Origin of the sequence: Stenotrophomonas sp. Ste86 (genome assembly GCF_024519465.1) — a bacterium.
Classification (GTDB): domain Bacteria; phylum Pseudomonadota; class Gammaproteobacteria; order Xanthomonadales; family Xanthomonadaceae; genus Stenotrophomonas.
This window is the reverse complement of sequence record NZ_JALJRW010000003.1, coordinates 100113-112355: the sequence shown is the minus strand read 5'-3', so window position 1 is coordinate 112355 and position 12243 is coordinate 100113. Positions and strand designations below refer to the sequence as shown.

Genomic DNA, 12243 nt, shown 5'->3' with positions numbered 1-12243 from the left:
CGGGCTGTGAGTTTTGCCGCGCGGTGACTCCGCTTTCACGTACCCTTGGTTCATGATTGCGAAACGGTTCACCGCCGCCCTGTTATCCCTCGTTCCGGTTTCCCTCTCTTGAGTGCTCCATGAAGAAGATGCCTCGTTGGCTTGCCGTTGTTGCGGCCCTGTTGTTGCCCTTTGCTGCCCTGGCGCAGCAGAAGGGGCTGGATATCGACATCATCGGCGGCAACGCCTCCGCTACCCCCATTACCGTCGTGCCCATGCCGTACCAGGGCTCGGCCGGTGCACCACAGACCGACGTGGCGTCCGTGGTCCGGGCCGACCTGGAACGTTCGGGCCAGTTCCGCACCCTGCCCGAAGCGCAGATCGTGGAAAAGCCCACCCGTGGCAGCGAGATCCAGTTCGCCACTTGGCGCGCGCTGAAGCAGAACTACATCGTGGTTGGCCGCGTCATGGACGCCGGTGCCGGCGCCTACCGGGTCGAGTACGAGCTGTACGACGTGCCCAAGGGTGAGCGCCTGCTCGGCCTGGCGATGACCGCCCGTGGCAATGCCATGCGCGACGTCGCCCACCAGATGGCCGACGCCATCTACGAGAAGATCACCGGGGTGCGCGGCGCGTTCTGGACCCGCATCGCCTATGTCACCGCCAGCGGCAAGGGCGATGCCATGCGCTATGCGCTGATGGTGGCCGATTCGGACGGCTTCAACCCGCAGACCATCGTGCGCTCGGCCGAACCGCTGCTGTCCCCGTCGTGGAGCCCGGATGGCAACCGCCTGGCCTACGTCAGCTTCGAGCGTGGCAATTCGGCGATCTACATCCAGAACATCTCCACCGGCGCCCGTGAACTGGTCACCAGCTTCCGTGGCATCAACAGCGCCCCGTCGTTCTCCCCGGACGGGCGTCGCCTGGCCCTGTCGCTGTCGCGCAGCGGCAACCCGGAAATCTACGTGATGGACCTGGGCAGCAAGCAGCTGACCCAGCTGACCAACCATTTCGCCATCGACACCGAGCCGACCTGGAGTGCCGACGGTTCCAACGTCTACTTCACCTCCGACCGTGGCGGCCGCCCGCAGATCTACCAGGTGTCCTCCAGCGGTGGCAGCGCCTCGCGCGTGACCTTCCAGGGCAACTACAACGCCACCCCGAGCCTGTCCTTCGACGGCAAGAAGCTGGTGGTGGCCCAAGGCAGCGGCAACACCTACAAGATCGCGATGATGGACAGCAGCCTGGGCTCCCCGCGCTGGAGCACGCTGTCCCCGGGTTCGCTGGACGAATCGCCTAGCTTTGCGCCCAATGCAAGCATGGTGTTGTACGCCGCCCGTGAGGGTGGTCGTGGAGTGTTGTATGCCGTCTCGGCCGATGCGCGCGTGCGCCAGCGGCTGGTGCTGGCAGACGGTGATGTTCGTGAGCCTTCTTGGTCGCCTTACCGTACAAAGCGCTAACAGAGTGTTAAGATTTCCACCGTATTCATCCCTCATCCGGCTTTAGGAGCCTCAAAGGTATCGCCATGAACAAGTCCACCCGAGTTCTGCTTGTCTCCCTGTTGTCCGTGGCCGCCCTGGCCGGTTGCTCGAAGAAGGTGAAGGAACAGCCGGCAGCCCCGGTTGACACCGGCTCCTCGACCTCCACCCCGACCGGTCCGTCGACCTCCGGCCTGTACGGCCCGGGCGACCTGGATACCGATTCCTGCCTGCGCCAGCGCGTGGTGTACTTCGACCTGGACAAGGAAGAAGTGAAGCCGGAATTCCAGGCCATCATGGCCTGCCACGCCAAGTACCTGCGTGACCGTCCGTCCTCGCGCATCACCCTGCAGGGCCACACCGACGAGCGCGGTTCGCGCGCGTACAACCAGGCCCTGGGTGAGCGTCGTGGCAATGGCGTCAACTCCGCCCTGCAGGCCAACGGTGGCTCGGCTTCGCAGCTGACCGTCGTGTCCTACGGCGAAGAGCGTCCGGTCTGCACCGAGTCGGGCGAGTCCTGCTGGTCGCAGAACCGTCGCGTCGAGATCGTGTACACGGCTCAGTAATAGATGCGCTTTCGATTTCTATCGATGATCGTTGCGGCAGCCCTCGTGGCTGCCGCTCCGGCCAATGCGCAGCGCCAGAGCCTGGCCGACCGGGTCGGTTCGCTTGAGCAGCAGGTGCAGAACAACCAGTCCAACATGGACATGCTCAACCAGCTCAACCAGCTCCGCACGCAGATGCAGGCGCTGCAGTCGCAGGTAGAGCAGTTGCAACATGACAACGAGCAGCTCAAGCAGTCTGCCAAGGACCAGTACCTGGACCTGGACAGCCGCCTGAACCGTCTCGAAGGCGGCGCCCCCGTGCTGCCCGCCGCACCCGCTGCCGCCGCGCCCAAGCCCGTCGCAGCACCCCCGATACCGGCAACGGCCGCTTCCGAGCGGCCGCCTTCCGTGCATGGGGACGCTGGCAGCCTGTCGGCCAGTGGCGATGAGCGCACTGCGTACAACGTCGCGTTCAATTCGCTCAAGGCTGGCAAGTACGATGATTCGGCGCAGCTGTTCCTGAGCTTCCTCGAGCTGTACCCCAACGGCGTCTACACCCCCAATGCCCTGTATTGGCTGGGTGAGAGTTACTACGCCACCCGAAATTTCCCGCTGGCTGAGGCGCAGTTCCGCGACCTCATCTCGCGCTACCCGACCCACGACAAGGCGTCCGGTGGCCTGCTCAAGATCGGCCTGTCGCAGTATGGCGAAGGCAAGGTCGACCAGGCCCAGGCAACCCTGGAACAGGTGGTGTCCACCTATCCCGGTTCCGACGCCGCGCGCACCGCGCAGGACCGTCTGCAGTCGATCCGGCTGGGTCAGCAGATCCGCTGAACCGCGCCGGGTCGCTCCCTGCGGCCAGGCCGGTATAATCACCGGTTGCACCCCCCCGATATCGGGGCTCCCGTAGAGCCGAGCCATGCTCGGCTATAGCCGTTTCCGCAGCCGTACCCAAGAATCACCGCCATGACCGTCTCCTTGTCCGCCGCCGCCGCGCTCCCCAGCGAGATCGTGCAGTCGCCGTTGCCGCGCCTGAAGATCACCGAGATCTTCACCTCGCTGCAGGGCGAGGCCGACACCGCCGGCTGGCCGACCGTGTTCGTGCGCCTGACCGGCTGCCCGCTGCGCTGCACCTACTGCGACACCGCCTACGCGTTCCATGGCGGCACTTGGTGGGACATCGACGCGATCGTCGCCGAGGTCCTGGCCCAGGGTGTCCACCACGTCTGCGTGACCGGGGGCGAGCCGCTGGCGCAAAAGCGCTGCCTGGTGCTGCTGGAGAAGCTGTGCGATGCCGGCCTGGATGTCTCGCTGGAAACCTCCGGCGCGCTGGATGTCAGCGCGGTCGATCCGCGCGTATCACGCGTGGTGGACCTCAAGACCCCGGGCTCTGGCGAAATGGCCCGCAACCTTCTGCAGAACCTGTCGCTGCTGACCCGCCGCGACCAGATCAAGTTCGTCGTGTGCAGCCGCGAGGACTACGAGTGGGCACGGGCGATGGTGGCCGAACACACGCTCAACGCACGCGCGATGGTGTTGTTCTCGCCGAGCAAGGGCCAGGTCAGCCCGCGCGAGCTGGCCGACTGGATCGTCGCTGATCGCCTGCCGGTGCGCTTCCAGATGCAGCTGCACAAGATCCTCTGGGACGACGAACCCGGCCGTTGATCGTCGGCGAGCGCGCGTCCGCCGCTCGCCACGCCTCTTTTTGAAGTCATTCCGGCGCGGGACAGCGTGCTGGCTCCCGCAACCCACCGGAAACACCCCCATGAAGAAAGCAGTCGTCCTCCTGTCCGGCGGCATGGACTCCGCCGCCGTCATCGCCATTGCCCAGGAACAGGGCTTCGCCGTGCATGCGCTCAGCGTGCGCTATGGCCAGCGGCACACCTCTGAACTCGATGCGGCGGCCGCGGTGTCCAAGGCGCTGGGCGTGGTCGCCCACAAGACCGTCAACGTCGACCTGCGCAGCATCGGCGGCTCGGCGCTGACCGATGACATCGACGTGCCCGAAGCGGGCGGCGAGGGCATCCCGGTCACCTACGTGCCGGCGCGCAACACCATCATGCTGTCCGTCGCGCTGGGCTGGGCCGAAGTGCTGGGCGCCAATGACATCTTCTGCGGCGTCAACGCAGTGGATTACTCCGGCTACCCGGATTGCCGGCCCGAGTTCATCGAGGCCTTCCAGGCCCTTGCCAACCTGGCCACCAAGGCCGGCGTGGAAGGGGCGGGGATCCAGGTCCACGCGCCGCTGCAGTTCCTGAGCAAGGCCGACATCGTGCGTGAAGGCGTACGCCTGGGCGTGGATTTCGGCTTGACCGTGTCCTGCTACAACGCCGACGACAGCGGCGCGGCCTGCGGCCATTGCGACGCCTGCCGCCTGCGCGCGCAGGGCTTCACCGAGGCCGGCGTGGCCGACCCGACCCGCTACGTTTGATCGCCGGGCGGGTACGCCTTGGCGCCAAGATAGGTTAGAATGCGCACCCCCGGCAGCGATGCCGGGGCATGCAATGGGCCGTTAGCTCAGTCGGTAGAGCAGAAGACTTTTAATCTTTTGGTCGATGGTTCGAATCCATCACGGCCCACCAATTGCATCAAAGACTTAAAGGGCGCTCTAGGCGCCCTTTTTGTTGCCTCCTGAAAACACTCCTGAAAACGATGGGAGTTTTGCAGGTTCCACGAGGGGCACTTCGTGGTCGTATCGCTGTCGCATACGTTCGGATTTATGGCCTCCTGACGCCTTGTCTTTGCTGTCGGTGATGCCGCGGTGCTTGATGCCATGGAGGGTGAAGTGCTCGCTCTCCTGCAGCAGGGAAACTCCGTGCTCATCTGGCTTCATCGCCAAGGCCATGAGCCGCTGCCAGGCTGTGTCGAGCGCCGACTTCGACAATGGCGTGCCACGCTGACTGACCACCAGGTAGCGCAGTTCCGGTCGAAGCTGCGCGGGCCTGTCGTGCCGCTTCTCGGCGTCCTTGCGAAGGTTGACCAACGCGTCCCATGCGTCACGCAGCTCCGGTGTCCAGCGCGTCACGTTGTCTCGGCTCCCCTTCCGGCGGTTACTCAGCACACCGTCATCGGTGGCGTTGGCGTCGGTCAGGGTCACAGCTTCAATGCCGCGCAGGCGGCATGCGTAGGCAATGATCATCAGGTGGCCCAGGTAGGGGGCGACGCTCCCCTCGGTGTGAGCCTTGCGCTCTCCCCGGGCGACCGCGAAGTGCGCCACCTTGCTGAACGTCTCGGGCGTGGGCATTTTGAACTGGCCGCGTTCCTTGACCTGCGCGGCCCCACTGGCGGGGTTGTTCTGGCACGCCCCGTGCTGCACGCCCCAAGCGAACACACGGCTCAGGTATCGCAGGAGGTGGTTCGCCTTCGATGGCATGCCGCGCACTTCGCCCCGACCCTTGGCGATCACTTCAACAATGCGCTGAATCGCTGGCACCGACAGCCTCGAGACGGCCAGCTTGTCGAGTGTCAGGCCAAGGCCGGTTTTGTATGTTCGCACTACCTGTCGCTGGTGCTCGTAGCCCTTTCTTGTGCCGGCAGACAGCTCAGCAAACTTGGTGCTCTCGTGGAACCGGTCCATTACGTAGCCCACGGTTCCGCGCGCGGCCGTGCCCGCGCGGGCTTCCATAATCGCGTGCAGGTCGGACAGGAGCGCCTTTGAACTGGCCACGGTCACAGCCTTACGAGGAAACTCGAGCACGTACCACCGTCCGTTGCCGGAGGAATCCCAGTAGACCCCTTTCGGAATCCTGGGTTGGTCGATGTGGGCAGGGATGGTGGGGTTGTGCTTGCGTGGCCGTGGCATTACGCGATGTCCTCGGGTGAATACTGCGCTTCGACGACACCAGGCTTCTTCAAGCCCAAGGCGACGTTGATGGCTTGGTGTGTGGTCCAAATTCCGCCGCAGCCGTCATACCGATAGGCTATACCTTCCCGATCCGCCCATGCCACAACGGTTGCGCGGCGTGGGTTCTTGCCCGGTTGGCACATCTGCTGCAGATCACGGAACGTGTAAATCTCCGGTAGTTTCTCAGCGGCGCCCATGCAACCCCCCAGCGTCTTGGGATGAAACGCAGCCATCTGACACGGGTTCATTCGCCGCCCGCACGGCGCAAAGATCAGAATTCATCGGGCACCTCTATCAACTCTTGAGACGGCGATCCGTACGATCGCCGCGATGAAAAATCAGTTCGCCAGTTCCACTCACGCCGAGCTGCGCGGCACTGCGCTCGGTTACGCCGCAGGCCTCCGGGAGCAGGCCGAAATCCACGACTTGATCGCAAAGAAACTCGCAACTGCTCAGCATCGGCGCCGTGTGGCGCCTGCACCCGGAAAGGACCGGAGCATGGCTGACCTGTTTGAAGCGCTCGCGTACCAAGTGCACCACGGGGGCAGCGCTGGCGATAACGCGGAGAATCTGCTGCAGGAGCCGGGAGCCACACTGCTGTCGGTGTTCGGCCCCAAACTGGCCGAGCATCTCCGAAACGCGCGGCACCTGGTGGTGCTGGAAGCCGCGAACATAGCCTTGCGGAACCGCGCGGATGACTGGCTGCATGCTGTCGATGGCGAGTTGTCCAGGCATGCGCGCGCGCTGGCCAGCAACAGTGGGCTGGCCGACGTGCTGGCCGAGCTGGAATCGCTGCGGAAATCGTAGAGCCTTCATGCAGCGGCAGCCTGTTGCATCGCGACTCGGTCGAGATTGGCCTCGGCCAGGGCGCGCAGCGGCGGCGGGCTGACGCTGTTGCCGACCATGCGTACTGCGGCGCTGGTGGTGAGCGGCGTGCCGTCGGCGGTGCGATCGATGATGTAACCGACCGGGAAGCCCTGTGCGCGGTACAGCTCGTGCGGCTTTAGCATCCGCAGGCCGATATCCACGATGACGTAGGGCGTGCCCTTGATCACCACGGTGACGAGCGCCAGCCGGTCCTTCGTGGTGATGGTATCGGCCGGGTCTGTCAGGCTCGGCACGTTGGCGCCGGTGCCGTAGTACTTCACCAAGAAGGCGGCCACGCGCAGTGCCCCTGCTTCCTGATCCGGCGACAGCTCGGCCAGGCCTGCGCTGACCAGTCGCTGCTGGCTACCGCTGGCAGTGATGGTGCTGACCGGCTCGCGGGCATCGTTGCCTGCGCCTTGGTAGAAGCCGCCATTGGCCTGCTCCACGAATGCGGATACGACGCCAAAGCGCGCTGCCCCGGCAAGTTCGGTCGGGACCGGGTCACGTAGATCATTGCCCACGACGTTCTGTGCCATCGCGGTCAGATGAACGCAGGCCAGCGCATGGTGGCCGCCTTGGGCCGCGATGGTCGACAGAGGCTCCTGTGCATCGGCGCCTGCCATGTTGTTGCGAAGGGTAACGAGGCTCGCAGCCGCCACGGCGTGACCGCCGCTGCCGCTGGCAGTGACAGTTCCGACCGGCTCCCGGGCGTTCTTACTGCCGATGCCCCAGCGCTGCACTCCACCCGGCCGGCCTTCGCCGTGCGCGGCCTGCACGAGCACAGGCGCCACCAGCGCGGTATCCGCCTTCGCGGTCATCGTGTACAGAGGGTCGCCGCCGGAGCGCGGCTCCGACTGGCCTGCGCGCCCTCCGACGCCGGCGAGGATCGGGGTGACCACGGAGAAGTGACCGCCCTTCACCCCGGCGCAAACTGTGCGGAGCGGCTCGTCGCCCGCCATCGTGCGCTGGTTGCTGGCGTTGGCATGCTCGGCAATGAAGGCTGCGGCGGATGCGCTGTTGTCCGCCCAGCTCGCCGGCACCGGCACCGGCACCACGAAGGGATCAGGGGCTTGTAGCACGTGCCGCATCACGCCCTTGGCGACGCGGCGCATGGTGGCGTCCGCGAGGTCACGCTTTCGCCCGAAGATGGACGGGCAGGGGATGCTGAAGTCTAGGCAGTCGGCGGCCGATACGCGCGGCTTCTGGCCGGGCGCGGTGCCGTGGCTTGCCGCAGGCCACACGATCGGCTCGCCGTCGCGGCGGCCCAGCAGGAACAGGCGCTCCCGGCTGGTGCCGGCGCCGTAGTCGCTCGCCACCAGTTTTCGCCATTCGACCGCGTAGCCCAGCGCACGTAGCGCGGCGACGAACTGCCGCCACGTGCGGCCGGCGCGGCTCTTGTCCGGCACCAGCTGCTGATGCTCGACCGGCACTCGCTCGCCGCGCGCTGCGACGGTGCCGTCCATCTTCAGGACGCGACCGGTGGTCTTGCAGCGCTTGGCGATCAGCGGGCCCCAGGTCAGGATTTGCCAAACGTTCTCCATCGAGAAGATGCGCGGCGCGGTGTTGGTGCCGTTAACCAGGTCGGCGCGCAGCAGCATGCCGATCCACTTGAGCACGACCCAAGACAGGGCACGGGTCTTCCGGCTGCGCGGCTGGCCGCCCTTGGCCTGGCTGAAGTGGGTGCAGTCCGGGGAAGCATGGAACCAGCCGATCGCGCGGCCGGCCACGTCTACGCGCGGGTCCGCATGCCAGATGTCCTCACGATGGTGACTGGTGAGCGGGTGGTTCGCCGCGTGCATGCCGATGGCCAGCGCGTCGTGGTTGTAGGCGAGCGCCGGGTCCTGGCCCAGTGCCTGTTTCAGCGCCTCGCTGGCGCCGCCGCCGCCGGCAAAGAGGTCGACCACAATCTCACCGGGCCGCAGGCGGGAGCGCTGCGGCAGGGGGAAGTTGAAGGAGCGGGAGCCATCAGCCATGGGTGCATTCCTTGATTTCTGCGACGGCGGGGACGCGAACGCGCAGGTTGCGCGGCGGCTTGACGGTGGCCAGCGTGGCTGTGGTGGCCGGTGCGGTGCCGGCGGTGATTCCTTCCGGGCAGAGGACTTCCCGCAGCACTGCGGCGCGCTCAAAATTCATTGCGCTCACGGCGCGGGCGAGTTCCGCCTGCAATCTCTTCTTGCGGTGGTGCTCCGGCACCTGCTTTCGAGGCATATCCGGCGCGTAGGTGAAGAAATTGCGTGCGCTCTCGTGTGTGTGGTCACGGGGGCCGGGCCCATATACGAGCATCCACATCCCATTGATCCCGCCATACACCCGGCCCCGACGCAGGCGCCCTTGGCGATCGCGCATCCAACGCACCTCCCCATGGGACAACGGCCTGCCGTCGGCATCCTTCCGATCCCAGCTGCTGATCGCGCGCTCTGACGGCCAGCCATCTGGACCACGCTCAAAGCGATGAGTGCCTCGCCTCTTTTCGTACTCGCCATCCCAGCTGGCATTGAAGTAAGCGAGGGGATCGGGATTGGGGCTGCTGACCCGTTCGGGGGTGAACACGTAGCCATCGAAAACGTTCACCAGGTAGTCGCGCAACCGGCACCTCGTGATCTGCATCTGGAGGCGCAACAGATAGGGCATGCGCTGCTCCTTGTCGAAGTCGTAGCGCCCGCCGTTGCGGTTGGAGACGTTGTGCAGCTCCTGCCACATCGCAAATTCGATGTGACGCCCACCGAGGCGCAATTCTCCATGCAGGTCACCCTTGCGGCATGACCTGTAGTTTCGAGCGAAGGAAAGGCTGTATCGGTTAACCATTTCGGCCGGAACCTCGCAGGTCCATCCCATGCGATTCAGTTGCTGGACGATTCGCGCGAACACGTCCTTTTTGATCGCGCTCTCCCACGCATCGTTATCCATCGCAGCCCTGCCAGGCTCTTCCCAAACAGAGAGGCTCGCGTCGTTGAAGCAGACGCTGCCGTTGCGAGCGAGCGCGCTCACGCCCCCACCCCCGTCCCTGCATTGCGCTGGCCGTCGATCGCTGCATCCAGCTCTTCCGGCGTGTGCCCGGATACGAACGCCAGGTCGCCATCGTCATCTGCTTCTTCCACCGACACGGTGACGCCGCTCTGTTCGCGCACCCAGCGCCAGCGGGCGGCATCCAGTTGCTGCCTCAGGCCGATGCCCTGCGCGGCGGCGTCTGCCCGAGCCATCTGCCAGAAGGGCTCGGCCCAGTGGCCAGCCGGCGGCGGGGTATGACCCTGCGCGCCAACCATCAGCGTGCCGGTGATTACGTCGGCGACGCGAGCACGGATGCCGGCCGGGTCCGTGTCGATTGAGTAGGGCTGCGCCGCCGGCTGGCGGGCGGCGAGGTGCTGGGCCAGCGTGCAGGCGAAGTCGGCGGCCAGGTCCGTGGTGATGTAGAGCGCCGGCGCCACTTCGGTGAACTTGCCGACCAAGCCCTGCCAGAAAATTGCGAAGCGCTCGCCGTACACGTCGCGCACTTCATCGAAATTGAAGCCGATGATGTACTCGGCGACGTGCGGCGCTACGGCGGCCGCGGAGAGCGGGAACAGTACGAAGCCGAGCGGCTCGTGATGCAGGTTGATCGCCGGCACTGCGCCATGGGCCGGGCAGGGCCAGCGCAGCGAACCGCCGCCCGACGGGCAGGTGCAGGTAGGTGCGGGGGTCTTTTCAACGTCCATGCTGCTCTCCTTTCAGTGCGGCCGCGAGCGCGTCTACGCGAGCCTGCCAGTGGTTGATCGTTCGATCGCTGCTGCTGCGCAGCGTCTTGTGGTGGCCGAGAGCGGCCGCGGCGTGCACCAGGTCGGCAACGAGCCGGGTGCGTTCATCCGGGTGGAGCTGCTCGGCGCGTAGGTCACTCACTTCGGTCTGCAGTTGTGCTGCCCGGGCCTCCGCGCTTCTGAGCCAGGCGCGGATCGTGTCCTTGGTCGGCTGCTTCATCCGGCGCGGCGGCCGCTCAGCTACAGCGTCGAGTACGAGGCACTCGTTCATGCCGGCGCCGCCTGCAGCGCGCGCAGTGCAGCGTCCAGCACCGCGCGCGGGTCGTCCTCGCCGGTCTCGGCGACGATGCGCCGCTCAGGTGCTGCGCAGTGGAAGTCGATGACGCGCCAGCCGATGTCGGCGTCGTCGCCGCCGGCCACCGGCAGGGCCAGGGGTTCCAGCGCCCAGCAGTGCTTTTGAAGCGCGCTGATCCGCGCGCTGTCCTGGCGCAGCCCCAGCTGCTCTGCACGCCGCGCGGCCAGGTCGCCGGAACCCTGTACGCCGCCTTCCAGCACTACCGCAAGGAAAGCTGGGTCCAGCTTCCAACCGGCCTCGCTCGCACCGAGCAGCCGCAGCTCGTTGGCGTCGAACTCGTCTAGGCCCAGCCATCCGATCGCGGCTTCAACGTGCTGCGGCGACAAAGGGCGGCCGTCGTGGAAGATGTCGTAGACCGTCTGGCGTTTGCAGTGCCAGGGCACCATAAGGTCCTGCATGCGGCAGTGTTCTTCCCGGATGTGCCGGCGCAAGACCGCGCGGACGGTCGATACCCCCAGCGGAACGCGCACAGAGCGGCCGCCGGCGCCGCGCGCGTTGTTCGGACCCTTCCGCGGCATGGGATTGGTGGCAGGCATGCTCAGGCCACCTTCGAGAATTCGAAGGTGTCGGCCAGCAGGTCATACAGCTGCCCCAGCTCGCCCGACTGCAAGACAAAGCGCGCATCCAGTTCGGCACGGCGACCGTCATCGTCTTTGTCTTCCAGCTGGTCCAGCGCGCCATCCAGAAAGCGCAGCTTCCGCACGACCAGGTCGTCGCCGAGGACGAAGGACAGGTGGTCATTGAGCACCAGAGCCAGCCGGGTAACCAGCTTTCCCGACTGCAGGTGCAGATCGACCTCTTCGCAGCGCAGTTCCTGATGCTGGCACTTCACGATTGCGCCGCCCTCGGCCACGTCGCGCAGCTCGCACTCTTCGCCCAGGCTCAGACCGTCCGGCAGCTCCCCACCGGCAATCCAACCGGTGAGGATCGCCATGGGGGATACCTCGGGGTTCACGTGCAGGGCAGGGAAGCTGCCGACCGCGCTGCGCAGCTGGCTGATCATGTTCTCGCCCGTCTTGCGGCTGCTGGTGTCGACGAAAACGATGCCGCGCTGGTGATCGAGGATCAGGTCGGTGCGAGAGGTGCGGACGAAGGCGCGGGGCAGCAGCTCATGGAACAGGTCGTCCTTGAGGCGTTTGCGCTCACGTCCACCGGGCTTGCGTCCCTCCTTCTCTTCGATTTCCTCCAGCTTGTGCGCCAGCAAGTTGCTGACCACCGCGCCGGGCAGAATCTTCTCTTCCGCGCCTACAGACAGCCACATGGCATCGCCGATGCTGTGCGACAGCAGGTCCTTCTCTTCGCGGCCGAAGGGGGAAATGAAGCCGGCCGACACCAGTTCCAGCGGGCCAACCGGCTTCAACGCAGCATGCTTGAGGCCATCCTGCCAATCGAACATCGGCAGCTGGGGATAGCTGAACATCATCAAGTTGCGGAAGAACATGGC

At 65.8% G+C, this 12243-nt stretch carries 14 protein-coding genes and 1 tRNA gene; 7 read left to right on the top strand and 8 right to left on the bottom strand.

Going from position 1 to position 12243, the window contains the following annotated elements; translation table 11 throughout:
• Positions 1 to 119: 119 nt before the first annotated feature.
• From tolB to NR101_RS04365, 6 genes are all read left to right on the top strand, one after another.
• Positions 120 to 1439 carry a Tol-Pal system beta propeller repeat protein TolB gene (gene tolB / locus NR101_RS04390; protein ID WP_256775470.1) on the top strand — a complete coding sequence of 440 codons (1320 nt, stop codon included), beginning with the start codon at positions 120 to 122 and terminating at the stop codon, positions 1437 to 1439.
• A gap of 65 nt (positions 1440 to 1504) precedes the next feature.
• Positions 1505 to 2023: a peptidoglycan-associated lipoprotein Pal gene (gene pal, locus NR101_RS04385; RefSeq protein WP_256775469.1), complete on the top strand. Its 519-nt coding sequence runs from the start codon at positions 1505 to 1507 to the stop codon at positions 2021 to 2023.
• Positions 2024 to 2026: 3 nt separating this feature from the next.
• Positions 2027 to 2836 carry a tol-pal system protein YbgF gene (gene ybgF, locus NR101_RS04380; protein ID WP_256775468.1) on the top strand — a complete coding sequence of 270 codons (810 nt, stop codon included), beginning with the start codon at positions 2027 to 2029 and terminating at the stop codon, positions 2834 to 2836.
• A gap of 132 nt (positions 2837 to 2968) precedes the next feature.
• Complete coding sequence (gene queE / locus NR101_RS04375; RefSeq protein ID WP_256775467.1) at positions 2969 to 3667, top strand: 7-carboxy-7-deazaguanine synthase QueE; 699 nt, start codon at positions 2969 to 2971, stop codon at positions 3665 to 3667.
• Positions 3668 to 3767: 100 nt separating this feature from the next.
• Positions 3768 to 4433 carry a 7-cyano-7-deazaguanine synthase QueC gene (gene queC / locus NR101_RS04370; RefSeq protein ID WP_256775466.1) on the top strand — a complete coding sequence of 222 codons (666 nt, stop codon included), beginning with the start codon at positions 3768 to 3770 and terminating at the stop codon, positions 4431 to 4433.
• Between the two features lie 75 nt (positions 4434 to 4508).
• Positions 4509 to 4584, top strand: a tRNA-Lys gene (locus tag NR101_RS04365).
• 26 nt (positions 4585 to 4610) lie between these two features.
• Here NR101_RS04365 and NR101_RS04360 read toward each other — a convergent pair.
• Positions 4611 to 5699: an integrase gene (locus NR101_RS04360; protein ID WP_345779475.1), complete on the bottom strand. Its 1089-nt coding sequence runs from the start codon at positions 5697 to 5699 to the stop codon at positions 4611 to 4613.
• Positions 5700 to 5803: 104 nt separating this feature from the next.
• The gene (locus tag NR101_RS04355; protein ID WP_256775464.1) at positions 5804 to 6079 is read right to left on the bottom strand and encodes a hypothetical protein; all 276 of its coding nucleotides are present in this window, start codon (positions 6077 to 6079) and stop codon (positions 5804 to 5806) included.
• Positions 6080 to 6176: 97 nt separating this feature from the next.
• Here NR101_RS04355 and NR101_RS04350 point away from each other — a divergent pair, with 97 nt between their 5' ends.
• On the top strand, positions 6177 to 6653 hold the full coding sequence (locus NR101_RS04350) for a hypothetical protein (RefSeq protein WP_256775463.1): 477 nt from the start codon (positions 6177 to 6179) through the stop codon (positions 6651 to 6653).
• Positions 6654 to 6658: 5 nt separating this feature from the next.
• Here the strand turns inward: NR101_RS04350 and NR101_RS04345 are convergent, their stop codons facing one another.
• From NR101_RS04345 to NR101_RS04320, 6 genes are read right to left on the bottom strand one after another with little or no spacing between them, the layout of a single operon-like run.
• The gene (locus tag NR101_RS04345) at positions 6659 to 8686 is read right to left on the bottom strand and encodes a DNA cytosine methyltransferase (RefSeq protein WP_256775462.1); all 2028 of its coding nucleotides are present in this window, start codon (positions 8684 to 8686) and stop codon (positions 6659 to 6661) included.
• Entirely contained in the window at positions 8679 to 9701 is a 1023-nt protein-coding gene (locus NR101_RS04340; protein ID WP_256775461.1) for a UvrB/UvrC motif-containing protein, read from the bottom strand. Before NR101_RS04340 ends, NR101_RS04345 begins: the two co-directional genes overlap by 8 nt.
• Positions 9698 to 10405 (bottom strand): hypothetical protein, encoded by a 708-nt coding sequence (locus NR101_RS04335; RefSeq protein ID WP_256775460.1) that lies wholly within the window; start codon positions 10403 to 10405, stop codon positions 9698 to 9700. Before NR101_RS04335 ends, NR101_RS04340 begins: the two co-directional genes overlap by 4 nt.
• On the bottom strand, positions 10395 to 10715 hold the full coding sequence (locus tag NR101_RS04330) for a hypothetical protein (RefSeq protein WP_256775459.1): 321 nt from the start codon (positions 10713 to 10715) through the stop codon (positions 10395 to 10397). The genes NR101_RS04335 and NR101_RS04330 overlap by 11 nt, the downstream gene beginning before the upstream one ends.
• Positions 10712 to 11335 (bottom strand): hypothetical protein, encoded by a 624-nt coding sequence (locus NR101_RS04325; protein WP_256775458.1) that lies wholly within the window; start codon positions 11333 to 11335, stop codon positions 10712 to 10714. The genes NR101_RS04330 and NR101_RS04325 overlap by 4 nt, the downstream gene beginning before the upstream one ends.
• Positions 11336 to 11337: 2 nt before the next feature.
• Positions 11338 to 12240 carry a recombination-associated protein RdgC gene (locus NR101_RS04320; RefSeq protein ID WP_256775457.1) on the bottom strand — a complete coding sequence of 301 codons (903 nt, stop codon included), beginning with the start codon at positions 12238 to 12240 and terminating at the stop codon, positions 11338 to 11340.
• Positions 12241 to 12243 lie beyond the last annotated feature (3 nt).